This is a genomic window from Kitasatospora sp. NPDC048298 (genome assembly GCF_043201465.1).
GTDB lineage: Bacteria > Actinomycetota > Actinomycetes > Streptomycetales > Streptomycetaceae > Kitasatospora.
In genome coordinates, this window is sequence record NZ_JBICYZ010000045.1 from 1 (window position 1) to 23063 (window position 23063).

Annotated in this window: 22 protein-coding genes; 11 read left to right on the plus strand and 11 right to left on the minus strand. The window is 72.4% G+C overall.

All coding sequences use genetic code 11. From position 1 onward, the window contains the following. Positions 1-143 precede the first annotated feature (143 nt). Entirely contained in the window at positions 144-1010 is an 867-nt protein-coding gene (locus ACGF0D_RS28590; RefSeq protein ID WP_392877446.1) for an SAM-dependent methyltransferase, read from the minus strand. A gap of 258 nt (positions 1011-1268) precedes the next feature. Between ACGF0D_RS28590 and ACGF0D_RS28595 the strand changes: the two genes are divergently transcribed. The 3 genes from ACGF0D_RS28595 to ACGF0D_RS28605 all read left to right on the plus strand — a co-directional run bounded on the left by ACGF0D_RS28595 (position 1269) and on the right by ACGF0D_RS28605 (position 3772). Further along, positions 1269-1742 carry a hypothetical protein gene (locus ACGF0D_RS28595; RefSeq protein WP_392877606.1) on the plus strand — a complete coding sequence of 158 codons (474 nt, stop codon included), beginning with the start codon at positions 1269-1271 and terminating at the stop codon, positions 1740-1742. A gap of 292 nt (positions 1743-2034) precedes the next feature. Beyond that, a complete protein-coding gene (locus tag ACGF0D_RS28600; protein ID WP_392877444.1) occupies positions 2035-2835 on the plus strand; it encodes an aldolase in 801 nt (266 codons plus the stop codon). Position 2836: 1 nt separating this feature from the next. Beyond that, positions 2837-3772: a dihydrodipicolinate synthase family protein gene (locus ACGF0D_RS28605; protein WP_392877442.1), complete on the plus strand. Its 936-nt coding sequence runs from the start codon at positions 2837-2839 to the stop codon at positions 3770-3772. 122 nt (positions 3773-3894) lie between these two features. Here the strand turns inward: ACGF0D_RS28605 and ACGF0D_RS28610 are convergent, their stop codons facing one another. Next, positions 3895-4470, minus strand: coding sequence for a helix-turn-helix domain-containing protein (locus tag ACGF0D_RS28610; RefSeq protein WP_392877441.1), 576 nt, complete (start codon positions 4468-4470; stop codon positions 3895-3897). A 360-nt stretch (positions 4471-4830) separates the two neighbouring features. Here ACGF0D_RS28610 and ACGF0D_RS28615 point away from each other — a divergent pair, with 360 nt between their 5' ends. Next, positions 4831-5937 (plus strand): cytochrome P450, encoded by a 1107-nt coding sequence (locus ACGF0D_RS28615; protein ID WP_392921066.1) that lies wholly within the window; start codon positions 4831-4833, stop codon positions 5935-5937. A 568-nt stretch (positions 5938-6505) separates the two neighbouring features. Beyond that, positions 6506-8494, plus strand: coding sequence for an ABC transporter ATP-binding protein (locus ACGF0D_RS28620; RefSeq protein ID WP_392921068.1), 1989 nt, complete (start codon positions 6506-6508; stop codon positions 8492-8494). A gap of 81 nt (positions 8495-8575) precedes the next feature. Here ACGF0D_RS28620 and ACGF0D_RS28625 read toward each other — a convergent pair whose 3' ends face one another. After that, positions 8576-9871, minus strand: coding sequence for a nucleotidyl transferase AbiEii/AbiGii toxin family protein (locus ACGF0D_RS28625; protein ID WP_392921070.1), 1296 nt, complete (start codon positions 9869-9871; stop codon positions 8576-8578). After that, complete coding sequence (locus ACGF0D_RS28630; RefSeq protein ID WP_392921072.1) at positions 9868-10602, minus strand: hypothetical protein; 735 nt, start codon at positions 10600-10602, stop codon at positions 9868-9870. The genes ACGF0D_RS28625 and ACGF0D_RS28630 overlap by 4 nt, the downstream gene beginning before the upstream one ends. Before the next feature lie 509 nt (positions 10603-11111). Between ACGF0D_RS28630 and ACGF0D_RS28635 the strand changes: the two genes are divergently transcribed. Then, positions 11112-12485 carry a hypothetical protein gene (locus ACGF0D_RS28635; protein ID WP_392921074.1) on the plus strand — a complete coding sequence of 458 codons (1374 nt, stop codon included), beginning with the start codon at positions 11112-11114 and terminating at the stop codon, positions 12483-12485. A gap of 55 nt (positions 12486-12540) precedes the next feature. On the opposite strand, the gene ACGF0D_RS28640 is transcribed toward ACGF0D_RS28635, so the two are convergent. The 3 genes from ACGF0D_RS28640 to ACGF0D_RS28650 form a co-directional block, all read right to left on the minus strand. Then, on the minus strand, positions 12541-12669 hold the full coding sequence (locus ACGF0D_RS28640) for a hypothetical protein (protein WP_392921076.1): 129 nt from the start codon (positions 12667-12669) through the stop codon (positions 12541-12543). A gap of 99 nt (positions 12670-12768) precedes the next feature. Then, entirely contained in the window at positions 12769-13254 is a 486-nt protein-coding gene (locus tag ACGF0D_RS28645; protein ID WP_392921079.1) for an NUDIX domain-containing protein, read from the minus strand. 166 nt (positions 13255-13420) lie between these two features. Further along, positions 13421-14737, minus strand: coding sequence for a helix-turn-helix transcriptional regulator (locus ACGF0D_RS28650; RefSeq protein WP_392877425.1), 1317 nt, complete (start codon positions 14735-14737; stop codon positions 13421-13423). Between the two features lie 156 nt (positions 14738-14893). On the opposite strand from ACGF0D_RS28650, the gene ACGF0D_RS28655 reads away from it, so the two are divergent. Genes ACGF0D_RS28655 through ACGF0D_RS28665 form a run of 3 tightly spaced genes read left to right on the plus strand, consistent with a single transcriptional unit; the run spans position 14894 to position 17573 of the window. Then, positions 14894-15886 carry a Gfo/Idh/MocA family protein gene (locus ACGF0D_RS28655; protein WP_392877423.1) on the plus strand — a complete coding sequence of 331 codons (993 nt, stop codon included), beginning with the start codon at positions 14894-14896 and terminating at the stop codon, positions 15884-15886. After that, a complete protein-coding gene (locus tag ACGF0D_RS28660) occupies positions 15883-17136 on the plus strand; it encodes a DegT/DnrJ/EryC1/StrS family aminotransferase (protein WP_392921082.1) in 1254 nt (417 codons plus the stop codon). The genes ACGF0D_RS28655 and ACGF0D_RS28660 overlap by 4 nt, the downstream gene beginning before the upstream one ends. Next, entirely contained in the window at positions 17133-17573 is a 441-nt protein-coding gene (locus ACGF0D_RS28665) for an NUDIX domain-containing protein (RefSeq protein ID WP_392877420.1), read from the plus strand. Before ACGF0D_RS28660 ends, ACGF0D_RS28665 begins: the two co-directional genes overlap by 4 nt. Before the next feature lie 30 nt (positions 17574-17603). On the opposite strand, the gene ACGF0D_RS28670 is transcribed toward ACGF0D_RS28665, so the two are convergent. The 3 genes from ACGF0D_RS28670 to ACGF0D_RS28680 all read right to left on the minus strand — a co-directional run bounded on the left by ACGF0D_RS28670 (position 17604) and on the right by ACGF0D_RS28680 (position 20367). Further along, complete coding sequence (locus ACGF0D_RS28670; protein WP_392877418.1) at positions 17604-17789, minus strand: hypothetical protein; 186 nt, start codon at positions 17787-17789, stop codon at positions 17604-17606. Beyond that, positions 17786-19165: an NUDIX domain-containing protein gene (locus ACGF0D_RS28675; RefSeq protein WP_392877416.1), complete on the minus strand. Its 1380-nt coding sequence runs from the start codon at positions 19163-19165 to the stop codon at positions 17786-17788. The genes ACGF0D_RS28670 and ACGF0D_RS28675 overlap by 4 nt, the downstream gene beginning before the upstream one ends. 212 nt (positions 19166-19377) lie before the next feature. Further along, positions 19378-20367 (minus strand): alpha/beta fold hydrolase, encoded by a 990-nt coding sequence (locus ACGF0D_RS28680; RefSeq protein ID WP_392921085.1) that lies wholly within the window; start codon positions 20365-20367, stop codon positions 19378-19380. Positions 20368-20506: 139 nt separating this feature from the next. Between ACGF0D_RS28680 and ACGF0D_RS28685 the strand changes: the two genes are divergently transcribed. Next, positions 20507-21133 carry a helix-turn-helix domain-containing protein gene (locus ACGF0D_RS28685; protein WP_392921087.1) on the plus strand — a complete coding sequence of 209 codons (627 nt, stop codon included), beginning with the start codon at positions 20507-20509 and terminating at the stop codon, positions 21131-21133. Positions 21134-21177: 44 nt separating this feature from the next. Here the strand turns inward: ACGF0D_RS28685 and ACGF0D_RS28690 are convergent, their stop codons facing one another. Further along, complete coding sequence (locus ACGF0D_RS28690) at positions 21178-22080, minus strand: LysR family transcriptional regulator (protein WP_392921090.1); 903 nt, start codon at positions 22078-22080, stop codon at positions 21178-21180. A gap of 99 nt (positions 22081-22179) precedes the next feature. Here ACGF0D_RS28690 and ACGF0D_RS28695 point away from each other — a divergent pair, with 99 nt between their 5' ends. Beyond that, complete coding sequence (locus ACGF0D_RS28695; protein WP_392877604.1) at positions 22180-22926, plus strand: SDR family oxidoreductase; 747 nt, start codon at positions 22180-22182, stop codon at positions 22924-22926. Positions 22927-23063: the final 137 nt, after the last annotated feature.

Genomic DNA, 23063 nt, shown 5'->3' on the forward strand with positions numbered 1-23063 from the left:
CCCCCCCCCCCCCCCCGGCCCGCCCGCCCCCCGCCCCCCCCCCCCCCCCCCCCCCCCCCCCCCCCGGCGGCGCCGCGGCGCCCCCCCCCCCCCCCCCCCCCCCCACGGCCGTTGGCGTGTCCGCCGCGAGCACGCGAGGGCACTCAGGGCTTGATGGCGACGGCCGCGTAGAAGGAGACCTGGGCGTCGGTGACGGTGGCGGGGAGGCTGTCCGCGGGGGTGTCGGTGTCGTCGCCGTGCCAGCGGTGGGCGGGGACGATGCCGGGGCCGAGGAGGTCGAGGCCGTCGAAGAAGGTCGCGAACTCGGCCTTGGGGCGCAGCCGGAGGGAGGTTCCGGCCTGGTTGTAGATCTCCTGCACCTTGCAGGCGCCGGCCGGGTCGAGCTCGGCGGTGGCGTGGGAGAGGACGAGCGCGGAGCCCGCCGGCAGGGGGTCCAGGAGGTGCTTGACGATGGCGTGGGCGTCGTCGAGTTCGGGGACGAAGTGGAGCAGGGCCACCATCGAGAGGACCACGGGCCGGGTGAGGTCGAGCGTCTCGGCGACCTGGGGGGTGGACAGGATGGCGGCCGGGTCGTGGACGTCGCCGTGGACGTACGCGGTGCGGCCCTGGGGGGTGCTGGTCATCAGGGCGCGGGAGTGGGCCAGGACGACGGGGTCGTTGTCGGCGTAGACCACGCGGGCCGACGGTTCCACGGCCTGGGCGACCTCGTGGAGGTTCGGCGAGGTGGGGATGCCGGTGCCGATGTCCAGCCACTGGCGCAGGCCGCGTCGGGCCAGGGCCCGGGTGGCGCGGTGCATGAAGGCGCGGTTGGCGTGGACCGCGGTGCGCATGGTGGGGAAGACGGTCAGGACGCGTTCGGCGGCTTCGCGGTCGACCGCGAAGTTGTCCTTGCCGCCGAGGAAGTAGTCGTACATCCGGGCGCTGTGCGGAATGTCCTGACGTATGTGCAGGGCTGCCGATTCTTCGGACCCGAACTCGGCGGCCGTCGCCATGGTCTCGTCGGTGCTCATTCCCCGCCCCTTCATTGGTGATCATGCCAGGCCCGCGCATTCTAGCCAACTCGCCCGCGCCGCGCGGGAAGTCCGCCTCACGACCCTCTCCGTCGCGCTCCTTCGGCATTCGGACCCGCGAACTCGCTTGCTGTGACACGATGGTGACGTTTCGTCCACAACCTGAGTGCGGAGCGGGGCGTCTCTACGGATGACAGTGCCCGAGTCGCATCGCTCATGTCTTGGGCCGGACCCTCCGTTGAAAGAGGTGTACCCGTGATCGTCTCCAAGCGGAACTCCCTGCGCCTGGCCGCCGTGGCCACCCTCAGCGCCATCTCCCTCGCCCTGGCGGGCGCCGCGATGGCGGCCGCCCCGGCCTCCCAGCCCACCCCCGCCGCCCCGTCCGTCGCCACCGCCCCGTCCGCCCTCGTCGCCCAGCCCGTCGCCGTCGCCCCGGCCGTCCCGTCGGCGGCCGCCGTGCAGGCCGGCATCAGCGCCACGCCGTCGGTCAACTCCGTCCAGGCGTGGCAGCTGTTCCGCGTCACCGGCACGACCACCGGCCTCAAGGCGGGAACCACGGTGACCCTGCAGCAGAAGCAGCGCGGCGCGTGGGTCAGCCTGCCCGCGTCCGTCGCCACGACCCGTACCGGCTCCTACTCCCTCGGCGTGAAGCTCGGCATCAAGGGCCTGAACGAGCTGCGCATCATCAGCGGAACCGCCGCCTCGCCCGTCTTCACCGTCACCGTGCGCTGACCTCCGGCCCACGACACCCGCCCGCGCGGCGCGCCGAGGCGACCCGACCCTGACGTCGGGGAACCGGCTCGGCGCCCGCGCGGGCTTCAGCGTGCCGTCACGGCGCGGCCGGGTCGTCCGGGGAGTCGTGGGGGTGAACGGTCGACGCGAGGACACAAGGTGTCCTAAAGTGAAGAAAGTGTCCTCGGTGCTCGACTCGACCCGACTCGACGGGGGCGTCCTCGGGTGCCCTTTGAGTGCCCTTGAGCGTCCTGAGGACCGCCGCGACCGTAGAGCGAAGGAGAACCACGGCATGGCCGACACGTTCCGGACGGACAAGTCCGACCTCGTGGACCTGGCCCATCACCGGATGCGGGCCGCGATACCCGACAGCGGCTGGACGGTGCGACAGAAGCTCGCACTGACCTGCCGCATCCTGTTCGACGCCGGGCACGACTCCGGGCTGGCCGGCCAGATCACCGCCCGGGCCGAGCGTCCGGGCACCTACTACACCCAGCGCCTGGGCCTGGGCTTCGACGAGATCACCGAGGACAACCTGCTCCTCGTCGACGAGGACCTCAACGTCCTGGAGGGCGACGGGATGGCCAACCCGGCCAACCGGTTCCACAGCTGGGTCTACCGGGCCCGCCCGGACGTCAACTGCATCATCCACACCCACCCGCTGCACATCTCCGCGCTGTCGATGCTGGAGACCCCGCTGGTCGTGTCGCACATGGACATGTGCCCGCTGTACGACGACTGCGCGTTCCTGGAGAAGTGGCCCGGCATCCCGGTCGGCAACGAGGAGGGCGAGATCATCGCCGCCGCCCTCGGCGACAAGCGTGCCCTGCTGCTCGCGCACCACGGCCAGCTGGTCGCCACCGGGACCGTCGAGGAGGCGTGCACGCTGGCCCTGCTCTTCGAGCGGGCCGCGAAACTGCAGCTCCTCGCCAGTGCCGCCGGGAAGATCCAGGAGATCCCCGAACTGCTCGCCCAGGAGGCGCACGACTGGATCTCCACCCCCAAGCGCGGCCAGGCGAACTTCTCGTACTACGCCCGCCGCGCCCTGCGGGCCGGCCACGGCGACGCCCTCGTCAACCGGAAGGACTCCTGAGATGCCCATCGCCACTTCTGCCAGTACCGCCCTCGAGGGGATCATCGCCTACCCGGTGACCCCGTTCTCCGCCGCCGACGGCGGCCTGGACCTCACCCGGCTCACCGAGCTGATCGACCGCCTGGTCGGCTCCGGCTGCCACGCCATCGCCCCGCTGGGGTCCACCGGCGAGAGCGCCTACCTCGACGACCAGGAGTGGTACGCCGTCACCGAGGCGGCGGTGTCGGCCGTCGCGGGCCGGGTGCCCACCGTCGTCGGCATCGCCGACCTCACCACCCGCAGCGCCGTCCGCCGTGCCCGGTTCGCCGAGAAGGCCGGCGCCGACGTGGTGATGGTGCTGCCGCTGTCGTACTGGAGGCTGGACGAGCGCGAGGTCACCCGGCACTACACCGAGATCGCCGACGCGATCGGCATCCCGCTGATGATCTACAACAACCCCGCCACCGCCGGGGTCGACCTCAGCCCGGAACTCATGCACCGGCTGGTCGACCAGGTGGAGAACATCACCATGGTCAAGGAGAGCAGCGGCGACATCCAGCGGATGCACCGGCTGGCCCAACTGTCCGACGGCGCCCTGCCGTTCTACAACGGGTCCAACCCGATGGCCCTGGAGGCGTTCGCGGCCGGCGCGGCCGGCTGGTGCACGGCGGCACCGTGCGTCATCCCCGAACTCACCCTGGAGCTGTACCGGGCGGTGCGCGACGCCGACCTGGAGGCGGCCCGCCGGGTGTTCTACCGGCAGCTGCCGCTGCTGCAGTTCCTGGTCGGCGGTGGTCTGCCGACCACGGTGAAGGCGGGCCTGGCGCTGTGCGGCCTGGACGTCGGCGAGCCCCGGCGCCCGTTGCTGCCGCTGGACGAGGCGCGGACGGCGCGGCTGGCCGCGTTGCTGTCGGGGGCGGGCGTCGCCCTGGCGGCCGACGCCGGGGCGAAGGCCTGACGCCGAGGGCTGACGTCGAGGTCTGAGCGCTGAGGTCTGAGCGCCGAGGGCTGACGTCGAGGCCTGAGCGCCGAGGGCTGAGCGCCGAACACGGGGCGCCGAGAACGGGGCGCCGAGGGCCGTCAGGGCAGGGTGGGAACCCGGTCCGAGGAGCCGTCCGGGTCGTCGTGGATGACCACGAGGATCTCGGCCGGCTCCGGCCCGGTGCTCCGGCAGCGGTGGGGCAGGGCCGAGTTGAAGTAGACACTGTCCCCGGGCCCGAGTTCGACGCTCCGCTCGGGGAACTCCAGGACGGCGGTGCCCGCGTGGACGAAGAAGAACTCCTCGCCCGTGTGCGACTTGAAGGGCGAGTCCGCCGGCTCGGTCGGCGGGTACATCATGAACGGCACCATCTGCTTGCCGCTGAGGCCGGTCGCGATGCCCTCGTAGCGGGAGGCCTCGGAGCCGGCCCCGGTGCCGACGGGGGTGCGCTCGCCGGCCCGGACGACGGTGACGAGCTCGGGCTCCACCTCGTCCGAGAAGAGCCGGCCGACGTCGACCTTGAGGGCGTGGGCCAGCTTGAGCGCGGTCGAGATCGACGGGTCGCTGATGCCGCGCTCGACCTTGGAGAGGTAGCTCTTGGTGACGCCGACCTGCTCGGCGAGTGCCTCCAGGCTGAGCCTGTTCTGCTTCCTCAGCACCCGCAACCTGCTGGCCATGCGTCACCTCTCACCCACGGAATCGTTCGGTCCATTATCGGTCCGGCCGCCCGCCTGGCGACGACCGGACCGCCGGTCGGCGCTCCGCCACCGTGTCAACCGCCCGGTCAATCGCCCGGTGCCCGCGGCCCCACGGACGGGTGACAGTCGGGTGCGGCGGTGGTCCCGCGCCTGCGGCTGCCCGTAGACATGTGCCGTACTGACCTGCCGGACAGGAGAGTCGAAGGGCCGGGAGCCTCTCCGCTCTCACGGTCCACACGCGCGGCAAGGAGCCCCGTCATCGCACCCGCCAGCACGAGCACCGTCCTCCCGCCGCTGCACCGGATCCCCTTCCAGCCGGCCCGGCCGCCCCGCCCGACCGTGCTGGCCGACGGGGTCCCCGCCTGGCTGGTGACGTGCTACCGGGACGTCCGCCAGGTCCTGACCGATCCGCGCTTCACCCGGGACGACCTGCACGCCGTCGGTGTCGACGGCGCGAACGCGGAGGTGATCGGGAACCCGGAGTCGATCTTCAATCTGGACGGGACCGATCACCGGCGGCTGCGGGTCACCGTCCAGCGGGCGTTCACCCCGCGTGCCGTCGAGACCTGGCGGCCCTGGGTTGCCGAGACCGTCCAGCACGCCGTGGACGCCCTGGTGGCGGTCGGCCCGCCGGCCGATCTGGTCGCCGGCTTCACCCGGCCGGTGCCCTTCGCGGTGACCAGCCGGCTGATGGGGCTGGGCAGCCCGGGCGGGGCGGACGAGGCCGACGTGCACCGCTGGACGGAGGCCTTCCTGGCCGCCGGGGACCGAGGCGACGGCACCGCCGCCGAACTCGCCGAGTTCACCGCCTTCGCCGCCGACCTGATCGCCCGCCGCCGCCGTGAGCGCGGCGAGGACCTGGTCAGCCGCCTCGTGCGGACCGCCGACGAGGACGGCGGGATCCCGGAGGCCTGGCTGGTCCAGCTGGTCTGCGGCCTGCTCGCCAGCGGTAACGACAGCGCGTCCGGGTCGCTCGGCAACGCCCTCGTCTACCTGCTCGGCGAGCGCCGGGACTCCTGGCCGAGCCTCGCCGACCCGGGCACCGTCGAACGGGCCACCGAACGGCTCCTGCACTTCATCCCGCTGGGCGACGACGAGACCACCACCCGCCGTGCCGTCGAACCGGTCGAACTCGGCGGGCGGGTGATCCCGGCCGACGCCGTCGTGGCGGTCAGCATCAACAGCGCCAACCGCGACCGCGCGGTGTTCCCGGACGGCCTCGACGACGACCTGGACGCGCCGCTCGCCGCCCCCACCCTCGCCTTCAGCGCCGGCCCGCACCACTGCCTCGGCGCCTGGCGGGTCCGCCTGGAGATGCGCGAGGCCCTGCAGCGCCTCGCCACCGCCCTGCCCGGCCTCCGGCTCGCCCGCCCCGCCGAACCGGTCACCTGGCTGCTCGGCCGGACCACCCGCAGTCCCGAACGCCTGCCGGTCACCTGGGCCTGAGGCCCTGGCACGCCCGGGCTGCGCCTGAGGCCGCCTGGGGGGGGCGAGTCGCCCCCGGGTTTCCCCATGCCCGAAACCTGCTCGGGTACCTGACCAGCCGAACGGATGAATCCGGCGACGGCTGTGTGCTGTGGGCCCTCCCCAGCTGCCGCGACCACCTCGAAGCCTCCCGGAGGCCGCGCTCGAACAGGCTCTCGCCGTCTGCCCACTGGGCTCCGGGGCCCTCCCGATCCCGTGCGCGACCGACGGGAGTACGGCCCCGGCCGCGCGCGGAGCGTGCTCGAAATGTCCCTGTTCGACCCGGGCTCGCCCGGAGGTAATCCACTTGAGCGCCGGATTCGAACAGCACCATCATCGGACGCCGTCAGCCCGTACCGGCCGACTCCCTCGAAACCGTCAACTCGGCCTTCGGAAAGCCGACTTGTGTTCTCCCCTCGGTCGGGTCCGGCGCGTCCGCGCGCCGCTCTGTGTCTGGAGGATCTGTGGCCTGTCACCCCGCCCCCGCGATCCACGTCCCACCCGCCCCGGAAGCCCTGGTGGCCCGCGCGCCGCGGAAGGAGGCGACCGCTTGAGCGCCGCGACGACGGCGGCCGGGGCCGCCACCGCCGACGAGGAACTGCGGTGGCTCGCCGACGGACGCCGCATCGAGGCGATCGAGGCGATCAGCGTCAGCGCGATGGCCCGCCGCCTGCCCGCACTCGTCGTCCGCGCGTTCCGCCTCGGCTGGCGCATCGACCGGACCGCCGTCGCGCTGCTCCTGGCCTGCCAGGCCGTGTCCGCGGTGCTCGGCGCGGCCGGGCTGTTCGCGACCACCGGCACGATCTCGGCGCTGTTCGGCCCCGGCCGGGTCGAGGACAAGCTCGCCCACGCGGCGCCGTCGATCCTCGTCATCGCGGCGGCGGCCGGCGCCCGCTCCCTGCTGGGCATCACGATCAGGACCGTCACCATCCACCTGTCGCCGCGCATCTCCCGGGCGGCGGAGGCCGAGGTGCTGCGCGCCACCGTGGCGGCCGAACTGACGGCCTACGACCACGCCGGCTACAACGACGAGCTGGATGCCGCGGACCGCGGTGCCGAGGTCTGCGTGGACATCGTCGGGGAGGCGCAGAACCTGCTCGCCTCCCTCGCCTCGCTGCTCGGCGCGGCCGGCGTGCTGACCGTGCTCCACCCCGCCCTCCTGCCGTTGCTGGTGCTCGCGGCACTGCCCCAGGGCATCGCGTCGGTGCACGCCGCCCGGGTGCAGTTCCTGGCGAACCGGGCTACCATCGGCGAGCGCCGGATCATGGCCAACCTGCGCTGGTACATCCACGTCAAGCGCAACGCCGACCAGGTCCGTTCCGACACCATGGGCGAGTTCCTCCTCGCCAAGTACGACCAGGTCGGCCGGCGGCTGGACGCCACCTCGCGGCGGGCGGCGATGCAGAGCGCCCGGGTGTCGGTGATCGGTGCCGCCGCCTCCGGCCTCGGCGGCGCGGTGGTGTGGGCGGCGATGCTGTGGCTGGTGAGCACCGGCCGGATGAGCCTGCCGCGCGGTGGGGCGGCCGTGTTCGCCCTGACGGCCGTCGGCACCAGCCTGCGGGGCATCGTCGGCTACGGTGCGGACCTCTTCCGCACCGGCATGTACCTGGACGACTGGTCGAGCTTCCTCGACACCGCCGGCGGACACCGGCTCGAACGCGGCGCCGACACTCCCGAGGCGCCGCGCCGGATCGCGGTGGAGAACCTCGACTACGCCTACCCCGCCTCCGACCGCAAGGTCCTGGACGGGGTGAACCTCCACGTCGAGCGGGGAGAGATCCTGGCCCTGGTGGGGGAGAACGGCTCCGGCAAGACCACCCTCGCCAAGCTCCTGGCAGGGCTCTACCTGCCCGACGCCGGCACGGTGCGCTGGGACGGGCGCGACACCCGGGACCTCGACCCGCACGCCCTGTGGCGGCAGGTCGCCGTCGCCCCGCAGGACTACGCGCGCTGGCCGCTGACCTGCCGCGAGAACATCACACTGGGCCAGCCCACCACCGAGGGCGACGCGGCGGTGCTGCGCGCCGCGGACGCCTCCGGGGCGGCCGACGTCGTCGCCAGGCTCCGCCGGGGCCTGTCCACCCTGCTGGCGGTGGAGTGGATGGGCGGCGAGGAGCTGTCCGGCGGGCAGTGGCAGCGCCTGGCCATCGCGCGGGCGTTCCACCGGGAGGCCGGACTGCTCGTCCTGGACGAGCCGACCGCCGCCCTCGACCCGCGCGCCGAGCACCGGATCTTCCAGAACCTGCGGGCGGTCGCGCGGGAACGGGCGGTCGTCCTGGTCACCCACCGGCTCACCAACGTGGCCGTCGCCGACCGGATCGTGGTCCTCGAGAACGGAAAGGTCCTCCAGGAGGGCACGTTCGCCGAGCTGGTGGCCGAGGAGGGAGGCCGCTTCAGGGAACTGTGGGACCTGCAGAACGAGCGCACCGGCGTCCCCGCGCAGCGGGCCAGGCCGGAGCAGCGGACCGTGCCGGATCAGCGGACTCGGCCGGGCCGGCGGACCGTGCCGGTCCGGGAGAGCGAGGGGGGCGGCGGGTAGGACAACCGCTGTTCGGGGTTCGGTTCCTGTGGTCGAGGCCAGGACCTCGACCACAGGAACGATCGCGGGCCGACGCTCCCGTCAGGACGGGTTGTCGGCGGGGCGGTGGCCGTCGGCCAGTTCGGCGGCGTAGCGGACGGCGGCCTCCTCCAGGTGGTCGGTCGACCGACCCGGCTGGTCGGCCAGGTGGGCGGCGATGATGCGACGGGCGCCGTCGAGGTCGCCGCCGAGCAGTTCACGGGTGATCACCAGGCTGTTGTCCGAGAACAGGTGGTGCCGGGTCATCCAGTGCTGGACCTTGTCCATGCCCTCGACGGCCAGCATCTTCCGCAGTTCCTCCGTCACCGGGGCCAGCCACCGGGCGCGCAGCGCGTACTCGCCGAGGCCCGCGAAGGTCGGCCGGAGGGCGGTGAGCAGCCGGGCCGGGAACTCCTCGACGGGCTCGGTGAACCGCGGGTAGTCCTTGGCGAACTCGTCCCAGTCGACGTTGAGTTCGGTGATCAGTGCGGGGAGGACCGGCCAGCGCGACCAGCTCTCGTCGGACTGCGTGACGACCTGCCGCAGCAGGTCGTACGGCACCTCGGCGGTGCGCGAGAGCAGGAGCGCGTCGTAGAGGTCCTTGCCCTGCGGGTGGTTGTCCGAGACCAGCCAGAGGATCTTCCACGCGAGGGAGAGCTGGGGCGTGGCCCCGAACAGCGGGCCGGTGACGCCGGGGAGCCGGTAGGACTGCGGCGGGACGGGCAGGTGCTCGGTGAAGACGAAGTCGAGCTGGACCGTCCCGCCGGGGACGCCCGGCGCCGTCCACGGCAGGACGAGCCGGCGGCCGGGGATCCTGCTGTACGTCCAGATCTCGTCGCTGAGCGCCTGGTCGGCGTGCAGCCGGACCGTGCCCGAGAGCCGCTCGGCGCCGGCCGCGAGCTCCTGGAGCATGCGGTCGGTGCGCTCGTCCTCCAGCTCCCAGTCCGTCGGGCGGACCACGAAGTCCAGGTCGCCGGGCTCCCGCGCCTGCTCGCCGTACCAGGCCCGGAGCAGGACGCTGCCGCGCAGCACCAGGTGCTCGGCCCACGGCGAGGCGGCGACGGCGGACAGTGCGGTGTTCAGCGCCTCGCGCCGCGCCGCGGACCAGCGCTCGGCGAGCTGCGGGTCGGCGAAGGCGGGCTCGCTGGGGCGAAGGGCCCGGACGTACCCGGCGAGTGCGGGATCGAAGACCGGTTGCTGGCTCACCGACTCGTCGTCGATCGGCCGCAGGCTCCTGGGGAGGTCCTGCTCCTCGCGGACGTCCTCCGACGGCGGCTGCCCGGGCAGCCGGAGGCCCTCCCACGGCCCGTACTGCAGTTTCTCCCACGCCACCGGCGACTGGGACTGACTCTCGGTCATATTGACTCTCCCTCTCCGTACGGCCTGGTGCCGTGTTCGTGCTCGGCGATCCACCCCGCGTCCAGCGCCTCGGCGCTGTCCATGACGACGAACTCGCGTTCCACCGACACCACTTCGTGGCCGTCGGCGGCGAGGTCGTGCAGCAGTGCCTCCAGCCGGCGGCCCGCGGTGCCCAGACCGACCAGTCGGCACCGCTGGGTCACGAACCACTCGCAGCGGCCGTCCTCGCGCACCCGGCGCGGATTGCGCGACAGGTGCGCGCCGTGCCGGACGGCCAGCTCGGCGAGGGCGGTGAGGCGAGCCGGGTCCGAGGCGGGGACCGGGCCCGGGAGCAGCAGTTTGACGTGGTGCTCGAAGTACCGGCCGGGCCCGTGCGTCGCGGCGTCCTCGTCCGAGGCCGGGACGCCCTGGGCCCACGGCGTGGCCTCGATCTTCGCCCGCAGGACGGTGAACCCGGCTCGCGCCAGTCGGCCGCCGGCCCGGGCGGTCTCCGCGGCGACCTCCGCCAGCGTGCCGCCGGCGCGCAGGGTGAGCATCGGCTGCGACGGCGCCGCGCCGCGCGCCAGCAGGATCTGGGTGAACTTCACGCCGTGGCGCTCGGCCCAGGCGGCCAGCGCCTCGGCGGCGCCGGGCTCCACGGTCAGGTGCACCTCGAAGTCACCCCGGACGTCGGGCGGCGCGGGCGGGGTGTCACGGCACTGGTCAGGATGGGTGGCGAGCATGGTGATCATCCTGCCAAGCGCCTCTGACAACGCCGCACGCGCCCGGGTGCGCGGAGCCGCGACGCCCCCGGCGGCGTGGACCGGCACTTCATCCGCCGGGCCTGCCCGGTCGACCGGGCCACCGCCTCGCTGGTCGAGTCCGGCTGCGTGGACAACCCGAACTACCAGCCCTGGCTGCACTGACCGAGGGGTGCCCGGAGGCGTTCGCCGGTCCGGCGACGGCGCGTGACGTGCCGCTTTCGGAGTGGTCGTGGCGGGTCCGTTCGGCCGCCACGCCCAGCCACTGAACGTGTGTGTCAAATGACAATGAGTGAGCGAATCCGCGGTGACTAGCCGCGCTGCCGTACGGCCGACACCGGCCCCACCTCAAGCCAGGACGTCAGGAGACACCAGTGATCAGAAACCGCGCCCCGAGACGGCAACCCCCCTCCGGAGTGGACACCGGACGGAGCCGAGCCCACCAGGGCGTCCACGCCCGTGAGCTGTGGCGGCGGGCAGGGGCCGTGGCGGGACTGTGCGTGGCACTGTCCGGCGCGGGGCCGGCCTCCGCGGCCGCCGCACCGGCGGTGGCCGCGGCGGTGGCCGCCCCGGTGCGGGCCCACGGAACCGACCCGTCGTTCACCTTCGGCTACACCGGGGTCTCGCAGAGCCTCACCGTCCCGGCCAACGCGGTGGTCACGATCACCGCCGACGGTGCCGGCGGGGCCGACAACGCCGGCACCTCCTGCCCCGTCACGGGGACGGGCGGTACCGGGGCGCAGGTGGTGACCACCCTCCCGCCGTCCGCCTCCCCGGCGACTCTCACCATCAACGTCGGCGGCACCGGCGGTGTGGGCTGCAACGGCAGCGGCACGGGAGGTGCCGGCGGGTTCAACGGCGGGGCCCCGGGCGGCGGCATCCCGGTCGCCGGTTTCCGGGCGGAAGGCCCGGGCGGCGGCGGGGCCTCCAGCGTCAGCGCGGGCGGCTCCCTGCTGGTGGTCGCCGGGGGCGGCGGTGCCGCCGGCGGCACCGGAGCGAGCGCCGCGGGAGGGAACGGCGGCAACGGCGGGACGACGCCCGATGCCACCGGCGGCACCGCGGGGACCGCCAGCGGCTCCACGGCCTCGCCGGGGCAGGGCGGAGGCGGTGGCAGCACCACCACGAGCACCGGTGGCGCCGGCGGGGCAGCCGGCACCGCTCCCCCCTGCGCGGCCGCGGCCGGCGGGCCGGGCGGCGGGTTCGCCGCCGTGACGGTCGGCACGGGCGGCACCGGGGGCAGCATCGACGGCGGTTGCGCCCCCACCCTCACAGGGGCCGGTGGGGGCGGCGGAGGCGGGTACTTCGCCGGCGGAGGCGGCGGCAGCGCCGGCGTCGTCAACAGCGGCACGCAGGCCGGCGGCGGCGGAGGCGGCGGGGGCAGCAGCTTCGCCACCCCGACCGGCACCGGCACCGCCTACAGCGCCTCCACCATCGGGACGGCGGACCACAACGGCCAGGTGATCATCTCCTACACCGTGCCCGTCCCGTCCCTGACCATCACCAAGACCCACGCCCGGCACTTCACCCAGGGCGAGCGCGGCAAGTACACCATCACCGTCGGCAACAACGGAACCACCCCGACCGACGGCAGCGCCGTCACCGTCACCGACACCCTCCCGCCGGGGCTGCACGCCCGCAGCATCAGCGGCACCGGCTGGACCTGCACCCTGTCCACCCTGACCTGCACCCGCACCGACGTCCTGGCCCCCGGGAGCACCTACCCGCCGATCACCCTCACCGTGAAAGCCACCTGCGAGGCCCACGACGAGGTCACCAACACGGCCACCGTCACCGGAGGCGGCGACCCCGCCACCCACACCGCCACCGACCCCACCACCGTCAAGCCCGACAAGCACTGCTGTCACGACAAGTGACGGACCGGACGTGGGGCCCGCGGATCGCTTCCGCAGGCCCCACCTCCGTGGGCGGTCAGGGGGAGGACGGCGGCGTGGAGTCCAGACGGACGAGGTGACGGTCGGTCGCGCCGTCCGGCCGGTGCACGGTGCGGTAGCCGTACGGAACGGTGCTGCCCGGGAAGACGACCACACTCTCCTCCACGACGGGCCGCCCCTCGGCGATGGCGCGCAGCAGGGCGTCGGTGTCGGCGTCGGTCGGGAGCCGGGGGTCGGGGCGGTCGGCGGTGTCGGCCCACTGCCGTCACGTGCCGATCAGCGAGCGGGGGTCGAAGTGCCCGTCGCCCCAGCCGTGGGTGGAGAAGCCCCTTCCGCCGGAGAGGTGGTCGGTGAGGGCGGCGTGGGCCGTCGGGAACATCGGCAGCGGCAGCCGGTCGGCGGGGGACCAGACCACGTCGAGGTGCTTGTCCGGCTCGGTGTTCGCCAGCTCGCCGCGCCACGCGGTGGCGAGGAAGACCGACAGCAGGAAGGGGCCCCGGCCGTCCCAGCCGTCGGCGACCTGGACCGTGTGCACGAGCCGCAGCTGCTCCGCCTCGACGAGCAGCCCGGTCTCCTCCCGCAGCTCGCGGGCGGCGGCCTCGTCGAGGCGCTCACCGGCCTCGACCTTGCCGCCGGGGATCGTCCACACCGGCGTCGTGCTCCAGCTGTGCGCGGCGTAGTGGACCGTCGCGATCCGGCTCCGCTCCCGGTCGTGGGCGATCACGGCGACGGCTTGGCGAAGGCTCTCCACGGTGCTACCTCCAGGTCGGCTGGGCGGACGGGTGCTTCAGGCGGTCGGTGCGGGGCGGTCCGGTCGGTCCGGGCCGGTGTAACGGTGCTTGGCAATGTCCTGACGACGGCGGCTCGGATCATCCTCTCCCGGCCGCTGATCACCGCGACTCTGATCCGAGCGTCCGTCACGCAGCCCGGACGCGCTCGATGAGATCGGCGACGCCGTCAACCTGGCGGTACGGCTTGAATGCCGGCACGAGTTCGCGGACCAGGGTGACGCAGCGCTCGGCGCCGATGCGGGTGGCCAGATCGAGGGATTCGGTGGTGACGGCGAGAGCCTGCTCGACGTCGTTGGACTGCAGGAAGCCCCTGGCCTGGTAGGTCAGGAAGATGCCACGCGTCTTGTCCCGGGCCTTGGGCAGGAGGGCCAGGCCCTCGGCCATCCTGACGTGCGCCTCGTCGGCCCGGCCGAGATCGAGCAGGCACTGGCCGGAGTCGACCGCGAGGTCCGCGGGGCTCATCCACGCGCACCAGCCCGGCGCGGGGTCGCTGGCCCGCGTCGACAGTGCGGTCTCGGCGTCGGACAGGTCGCGGTAGCACGCGGAGTGTTCGCCGAGCGCGGCGTAGGCCCGGGCCCGCCGGAGGAACAGCAGCGACCGGGCGGTGGGGTGCTTGGTACCGGACAGTGCGTGGCCGAGTTGGTCCACCGAGGTGTTCGGCTGGCCGATCCAGTTCGACTGGTAGGCGAAGTCAGAGAGCACACCGGCGCCGAAGTCGCGGTCACCTGCGGCGTTGGCGGCTTGCAAGGCCCCTGCCCAGAGCTTCCCCGCGGCGAAGTGCTTGCCCTGGTCGAAGCGGTACCAGCCGCAGGTGGTGGCCAGTGACGCGGCCAGGAGGTGCAGCCGCTTGGCGAGGGGCTCGGCGTGGCCGCCGCCCTCGATCAGGTCGGTGACGGTGGCGAGATGAGCGTCCATCAGCTTGATCGTGTGCTGGCGCTGTTCGGTGGGCAGCGTCGTCAGCTTCGCGCTGGTTTCCTCCAGCCAGTCCACGAGCCCGGGGTCCACGGCCGTCCTGCCGTCGAGGGCGGAAGTCAGGCGATCGGGCTCGATCGTGGCCCACTGGGCGGCGAGGCCGGCCAGCGAGACGGCGCTGAAGGTCATGAAGCTGCGGCGGTCCATGGCGGCTCTCTGTGCATCTCGAAGTGCTTGGACGGTGTACGCCGATCCCAGTGGCAGGTGAACCTCACGGCCGGGCAGCCAATCGGGCCACCCGAACAGCTCCATGTCGGCGATCGGAACGTCGAAGGCTTCCGCGATCAGGATCTGGGAGTCCAGGTTCGGCTGCTTGCGCCAGTTCTCCCACCGGCTGACGGCCGTCTTGTCGGCGCCGGAGCGGAGCCCGCGCTTGCGGGCGGCCCGGTCGAGGAACACGACGAGGTCGCTCTGTGACCACCCGCGCAGTTCACGGGCGTAGGCGAGGGGGTGCCGGATCGGGTCGTCCACGGGGCCAATTCCATCATCGACAGTGACAGGCAGCCTACTGCGCGCGAGCGCGGGACAACCCCGGGACTACAGACAATGCCTGTCCAGGAAAGTGGAGTTGGCGCTGTACTCGACACGCATCGACAAGTTCCCTCACGAAGCGGAAGGAGTCAGCCCATGAAACGACGAGCGGCGGTCATCGGCCTCGGACACCAGGCACTCGAAGACCACCTTCCCGGCCTGCTCGCCTCCAACCGGGCCGAGTTGGTCGCGGTCTGCGACAACGACCCGGACACCCTGCGGGCCCAGCAGGCCACGCACAACGTCCCGGGCTTCACCCAGGCCGCCGACCTGCTGGACAACGTGGCGCCGGACTTCGTCATCGTCGCGGTCCCGCACCACGCAGGCCGGGCCGTGATCGAGGAGTGCGCCGTCCGAGGCGTGCACGTCCTCAAGGAGAAGCCGTTCGCCACCTCCCTGCCGGAGGCGCGCGAGCTCGCCTCGATCTGCCAGCAGGCCCAGGTGGAGCTGATGGTCACGCTCCAACGGCGCTTCAACCCCCTCCACGCGTCGGTGGTCCAGCTCCTGGACCAGATCGGCACCCCGTTCCTCATCGACGGCCAGTACACCTTCCACACCGACGACCCCGGCGCGGGCTGGCGCGGAGACGTCAGTCAGGCCGGCGGCGGCTGCATCATCGACATGGGCTACCACATCGTCGACCTGCTGCTGTGGTACTTCGGGATGCCCAACCGGATCATGGCCGACTTCTCGACCGCCGCGCTGCCCGACGGCGGGTACGACGCCGAGGACACCGCCGTCATCCAGCTCGGCTACGACAACGACCTGTACGGCACCGTGCTCCTGTCCCGCTGGATGGCCCCGAAGACCGAGAAACTGCACGTGGTCGGCACCCGCGGCTCCGTCCTGCTGACGAAGGGCCAGGTCCAGCGCCTCGATGTGCACGGCAAGGTCGTCGACGAGCTGTCGCGCCCGCAAGCCCCGGCCAGCGCGGCCACCGCCCAGATCGACTACTTCTGCCGGGTCCTGGACGGCGAACGCCCCAACACCGCAGGGCCCGAACAGCACCTGGGCCACATGGCCTTCATCGCGTCCTGCTACGAGTCCAAGGCCGCCGGCCGCTACATCGACCCCAAGGAGATGCTGTGACGAACAACCTCGCCCTGCTGGGCGGCGAGCCCGCGGTGACCGCCGGCGGCACGCACTTCGAGTGGCCGCCGATGGACGACACCACCGAGGGCAAGGTCATCGCCCAGCTCCGCTCGGCCATCTCCATCCCCGGCCGCTCGGGCGTCGTCGCCGACTTGGAGGACGCCCTCCAGGACTACTTCGGCGTCCGGCACGCGGTCACCTTCAGCTCCGGCACCGCGGCCCTGCACGCCACCTACGACGCCGCCAGGATCAAGGCCGGGGACGAGGTGATCGTCCCCGCCTGGACGTTCCACGCCACAGCCTCGCCACTGTTCCACCTGCGGGCGGTGCCGGTCCTGGTCGAGACCGGCCCGGACGGCAACATCGACCCCACCGCGATCGAGGACGCGATCACTCCACGCACCCGCGCCATCATGGTCACCCACCTGTGGGGCAGGCCGGCCGCGATGCTCGCCATCCAGGCCATCGCCACGACGCACAACCTCCTCCTGCTGGAGGACGGCTCCCACGCCCACGGCGCCTCCCACGGCGGCAAGAAGGTCGGCACCTTCGGCCTGGCCGGCGCGTTCTCGCTCAACGGCCCCAAGCCGCTGTCCGGCGGCGAGGGCGGGTTCGTCCTCACGGACGACGACGACACGTACTACCGGCTCCTGACGTTCGGCCACTACAACAAGCGAGCCAAGTCCGAGATCCCGGCCAAGCACCCGCTCGCGAAGTACGCGGTCACCGGGTCCGGTCTCAAGCTCCGCATCCACCCGCTGGCCGCCGCCATCGCGCACGACCAGCTCGGCCGCCTCGACGGCTACCTCGCCGGACGGGCGGAGATCGCCCGCTACCTGACCGAGGAGTTCGCCCGGATCCCCGGGCTGGAGGTCATCCCGATGCCCGAAGGAGTGGTCCCGTCCTGGTACGGGTTGACGCTCACCTACCGCCCCCAGGAGCTCGGTGGCCTCAGCGTCGAGTGGTTCCACCAGGCCCTGGTCGCCGAGGGCGCGGTCGAGTTCGACCGGCCGGGCTCCACCTGCCCCATGAACCAGTTGCCGCTGTACCAGAGCCCGGCCATGCTGTTCCCCGGCCACCCGCACGCCCACCGCCGCTACCAGGCAGGGGACTTCCCGGTCGCCGAGCACACCCACGCGCACACGATCAAGCTCCCGGTCTGGCATCGTGAACAGGATCGTCCGCTGGCCGAGCAGTACATCCGCGCGGCCATCAAGGTGAGCGACCACCACAAGGAGCTGCTGTGAACTCTCCCTTCGCCGACCCCACGTTCGAGGACACCATCCGCGCCGCCGCCGAGACGGACGGGGTGGAACGGTTCGTCGTGGCCGCCGTGATCACCGACGGCGACCGCAAGCTGTTCCTGCGGCGTCCGGCCGGCGAGTTCATGGCCGGCCTGTGGGAGCTGCCGTCGGGCAAGGTCGAGAAGGGCGAGGGCATCGAGCAGGCCCTGCTGAGGGAGGTCGACGAGGAGACCGGCCTGCGGATCGCCGCGGTCGAGAAGTACCTCGGGTACTTCGACTACACCTCCGGCAGCGGCGCCCTCACCCGTCAGCTGACCTTCGAGGTCACCGTCACCCGGACCGGCCCGGTCACCCTCACCGAGCACGACGCGCACGAGTGGGCCGGACCCGACGAGATCCCCGCCGTCAGCGACGCCGTACGGGAACTCGTCACCCGCTGACGCTGTGGAACGCAAAGCCGACAACTTCGATCACGACACACGGCTTGCCCAGTGCCCGGCGGGGAGATGCCACAGGCCGGCGGCGTAGCTGGTGTTGCGGCGCAGGCCGAGCAGCACCGTGCCGCGGTCGGTCAGCACGCGGTGGACGCCGACGACGAGCGCCAGCGGATCCGCCGCGATGACGTGGGGCGTCTCGGTGTCGTCGGGGCGGGTCATGAGGTGCTCCCGGTGGTGTGGTCGGCCGGTGCGGTGAGCAGGGGCAGGTAGTGGTGCAGGTAGGGCGGCACCTTGAGGGTGAGGACTTCGTCGAGGGGGACCATGCGTACGGCCAGGCCCTCGTCGCCGAGGCGCAGGTCGCTCTCGGGGCCGTCCCAGACGGCGTGCAGGACGCGGGTGAGCGGTAGGCCGAGGTCGTGGTGCGGGTCGGGGAGGGTGCGCAGCCCGGTGATCTCGATGCCGGCCTCCTCGCGGACCTCGCGCTCCGCGCTCTCCCGGGCGTTCTCGTCGGCCTCGCGCCAGCCCCCGATCGGAGTCCAGTGGCCGGGCCAGGGCATGCCCGGCCGGTCTTCGCGCAGGTGCATCAGCAGACGGCCCGCGCGGTCGGTGACGAAGACCAGGACGCCCTCGAAGTCGTCGCCGTCCGGGATGGGGCGCTCCAGGTAGAGCGGGACACCGCAGCGGTGGGCGCGCAGCACCTGGCGGAGCCGCTGGTAGCGAGCGGGGGTCATCCGGGAGCGCCAGTCGTGGGCCGTCTCGAACCGGAACTCGGTGTGTTCGGAGGGATCGAGGCGGATCCGGGCCTGCTGCTCGGCGGTGAGGACGCCGCCGTCGAAGACGTGGCCGCAGGCCGGGACGGGTTGTTCGGCGCCGGCCTGCTCGTGGATGACGGCGACCAGGCGCCTGCGGGCGACGATCTCGGGGTTCTCGGCGGCGAGGTCGAGGCCCAGTTCCTCGCGGGCCTCGCGCAGGGCGGTGGCGAACGGGGTCTCGCCGTGTTCGACGTTGCCGCCGGGGAAGTTCCACACGTCGGGGTCGATGGTGGAGCGCAGCCCGAGGACGCGGCCCTGCGGGTCGGTGACGAGGAAGCAGCCGTAGGAGCTGGGCCTGGCGATGGTGGTGAGGTAGCCGCCGGCCGGTCGCCAGCCGGGCAGGGCCAGGCGGTCGGTGAGCCACCCGATCACCGCGCGCTGCCCGTCGCCGGTCGGCGGGAGCCGGTCGGGGGTGGCCCACCGGTGGTCGTCGTGGTCGGGGGAGAGGTCGACCGGGGTGCCGTCCGGTACGGCGGTGGTGAAGACGAACTGGCGTACGCACAGGCCGTGTCGGTCGGTGAGGTCCAGGTGCCGCGCGTAGTCGAGCGGCATGCCGGTGAGGCCGGTCTGCTCGGCCAGTTCCCGCGCCGCGCCGGCCTCCACGGGCTCCTCGCCGTGCTCGATGTCGCCACCCGGGTACTCCCACCGGCCCGGCGGGTTGTCGTGCGCGGACCGGCGGATCATCAGGACGCGGCCGGAGGCGTCGCGGACCACCACGCCGACGCCGATCCGCTCGATGCCCTCGCGGAGGGCCAGGTCGGTCAGCACCTTGAAGTCGATCACCGGGAGGGCTCCTCGCTCGGTCGGTGGGGCTGCTGGGTCGGGGCGACTCCACTGGGCAAGTCACCTGCTCGGAGGGTGAGTTCGGCTGGCGTGGCAGGGTCGGTGTCCGATGATGGTGCTGTTCGAATTCGGTGTTCAAGTGGGTCGCCTCCGGGCGAGCCCGGGTCGAACGGGGAGTTTTCGAGCACCCCCGCGGGTGTGAATCACCTGGTTCAGCCCTGGATGGTGGCGAGCCAGTCGGTCAGCAGGCTGTTGACTTCGTCCGGGCGTTCCTGCTGGACCCAGTGGCCGCAGCCCTCCAGGAGGTGGGAGGCGGACAGGGCGGGGAGGGTGGTGGGGTAGGCGTCGATGGCGTCGGCCATCCAGGTGGTGGAGGCGTCCAGCGTGCCGCCGACGAACAAGGCGGGCTGTTCGATCGGGGCTCCGCGGTAGGGGGCGAGGTCTTCCCAGTCGCGGTCCATGTTGCGGTAGCGGTTGAGCGCGCCGGTCAGGCCGGTGCGCTCGAACTCCCCGGCGTAGACGTCGAGGTCGTCCTTGCTCAGCCAGGCCGGGAGGACCCCGGTGGGGAAGCGGTCGCGCAGCCGGCCACCGCCACGGGCGACGAAGTGGGGGTCGGGCTCTCCCTGGGCAGGCATGGTGTCGGCGGACAGGGCCGCGTAGAAGCCCGCGAGCCAGCCCCGGACATCGGGCTCGATCTCCGCCTCGGCGCGGCCGGGCTCCTGGAAGTAGGAGACGTAGAACTCCTGCTCGGGGCCGCCGATCCGGTCGAAGACGCCGCTGGGGCGGGGGCCGCCGGGCGGCGCGTAGGGGACGCTCAGCAGGCCGACGGCGTGGAAGACCTCGGGGTGGAGCAGAGCGGAGGCGGAGGCGATATTGGAGCCCCAGTCGTGGCCGACGACCACCGCGTTCTCCTCGCCGAGGGCGCGCACGACGGCGAGGTTGTCCTCCACCAGGTCGAGCATCCGGTAGGCAGCGGTCGCCTCCGGCTTGGAGGAACGGCCGTAGCCCCGCACGTCGATCGCCACCGCTCGGTACCCGGCCGCGGCGAGGGCCGGGAGTTGGTGGCGCCAGGAGTACCAGGACTCCGGGAAGCCGTGCACGAGCAGGACAAGCGGGCCGGTGCCCTGCTCGACCAGGTGCAGGCGTCCGGCCGGGGCCTCGACGGTGCGGTGGCGGAGCGCGGCGGTCGGTTCGGATTGCATGGGGCTTCTCCTTGGTTCGCGGGCAGACGCGGTTGCCCGCCGATCATGCGGTGCGAAGCCCGCCCGACGCGATCAGCCTTGCCATTCTGGCAAGCTTGCGGTCGGGCGGTGAGAGCGGCGGTCGGAAGGAACGGTCACGGTGGCAGTCGACGAGGTGGACGGCACGATGGCGGCGATGGGGCCCAGGCTGCGAGTCGCGCGCGAGCAACACGGCGCCACGCTCGCCGACATCAGTTGTGCGACCGGCATTTCACCGAGCACGTTGTCGCGGATCGAGACCGGTCGGCGCAAGCCCACCCTGGAGGTGGTGCTGCGGCTGGCGAAGGAGTACGGCGTCTCCCTGGACGAACTGGCCGGTACAACCGTCCCGGCGGCTGAGCCGCGCACCCCGGCGCCGCTGAGCTTCGGCGACGGAAAGGAGGTGCTGCCGCTCACCCGGTACGTCGGCGGCCTGCACGCCCACAAGCACGTCCTGCCTGCCGTTGAACGGCAGCCCGCGCGGCCCCGTCAGGTCTCCCACGAGGGCTACGAGTGGCTGTGCGTCCTGTACGGGCGGCTGTGGCTCGCACTCGGTGACCAGGACCTCGTCCTGACCGCCGGAGACGTCGCCGAGTTCGACACCCGCGTCCCCCATGGAGTCACGAACGCCGGATCCGCCGGACCGGTCGAGTATCTGATCTTGTTCGGGCCGCAAGGGGAACGTCCACGGCCGCGCACTCCTCCGGCCGCCGGTCGCGGGACCGATGGGAGAAAGCCTGCGGAATGAGCAGGTGGGACAAGCCGCGTGCCTCATCAGTGACCCCCAGGGGGTCAGTTGACCGGCAGTTCGTCGTTCTCCCGGCGGGAGGCTGTGCCGAGCACTGTGCGTGCGACGTCCTCCAGTGATTCGAGCAGCGGGTTGGGGTCGTCAGCGCGCGTGACGAGCACGACCTCGCAGGGATCGATGTCGATGACGGGCACCAGGGCGATGTCCTCGCGCACAGCGGGGCGTCGGTCTCCGGCAGGGAAGATCGCGACACAGTGGCCGGTGGCGATGAGTTCCAGCTTGTCCTCGTAGCTGTCGTCGATCGCGGGCGGGGGTGGTGCCGGACGGTCGCCGACCGGCCTGGGCGTGCTCCAGACAACCGGAGTGCTGACGCAGGTCACCAGTTCCTCGTCCGACAGGGCGCGCAGGCTGACGGATGTCTCGTTCGCCAGACGATGACGTGCCGACATGACGAGTACCCGTGACTCCTCATGGAGCTTGGTCACCCGGAAGCCGTCCGTGGGCAAGGGCAGGGGTCCGTAGGCGAGGAGGGCGTCGACCCGCCCCTCGGCGAGGGCGTGCGTGTCCCGCCAGTCGAGGTGCCGGGTGCGGACCCGGCTGTCGGGGTGCCGGCGGCGCAGTTCCTGCACACAGGCGGTGATGACCAGTCCTTCGGCGTAGCCGACGGTGATGGTACGGGGCTGGACGGCGGCTCTGGCAGCGTGAGCGGCTTGCTCGGCCTCCTGGAGCAGTATCCGGGCTCTGGGAAGGAAGGCCTGACCGGCGTCGGTGAGGCTGCTGCCCTGCGGCGAGCGGTCGAAGAGCCGGACACCGAGCTGAGCCTCCAGCCGCTGGATCTGGCGGCTCAGCGACGGCTGCGCCAGGTGCAGTTTGGTGGCGGCGCGGCCGAAGTTGCCGTACTCCGCCACGACCGTGAAATAGCGCACCAGCCGCAGATCGACGTCCATTCGCCCAGGGTACGTCGCGCGCTGCCATGCGCCTGGGACATGACGGCATGCGGAACAGGTCTTGGACATGGTGTGCGGGTGGGTACTTGGCTGGAGGGCATGACCACTTATGAGGGCAAGAAGATCGTGATCACGGGCGGAAGCAGCGGCATCGGCCTGGCTGCGGCCCGGTTGTTCGCGGACGGTGGGGCGCACGTACTGATCACCGGCCGCACCAGGTCCACCCTGGACGCCGCGTTGGAGCAGTTGGGGAAGAAGGCGATCGCCGTCCGTAGCGACGCCGCGTCCCTGAAGGACATCAGGGCGCTGGCCGGTACGGTCCGGGAGCGGTTCGGCGCGGTGGACGCGCTGTTCGTCAACGCCGGCGTCACCGCGTCCGCGCCGTTCGACTCGACGACGGAGGAGATGTACGACGAGCTGTTCGGCATCAACGTCAAGGGCCCGTACTTCACAGTGCAGGCGTTGGCGCCGCTGTTGCGCGAGGGAAGCGGTGTGGTCCTGACCACGTCGGTGGTGAACGTCCTGGGCCTCGACGCGCTCAGTGTCTATTCGGCGAGTAAGGCAGCTCTGCGGTCGATGACGCGGACCCTGGCCCGTGAGCTGCTTCCGCGCAAGGTGCGCGTCAATGCCGTGAGTCCCGGCCCGATCGACTCGGGCATCCTGGACCGCTCCTTGCTGCCCGCCGACGTCGTCGAGGCAACGAAGGACACCTACCGGAGCACCAACCCGATGCGGCGGCTGGGGACGTCCGAGGAAGTGGCCGCCGCGGTGGCGTACTTGGCGTTCGACGCGACCTTCTCGACGGGAACGGAGCTCCCTGTCGACGGAGGGGCTTCGCAACTCTAGGGCCTGTCTCCCGGGTCCTTGCCTGATCGGACGTCCGCCGGGCTTCGGCCGTCACCTGGGGGCGGTTGGGTCGTTGGTCCGGACGTGCTGCTCCGTGAGCGCCCGCCGTAGCAGCGGTAGCAGCGGAAGTCGGAAAC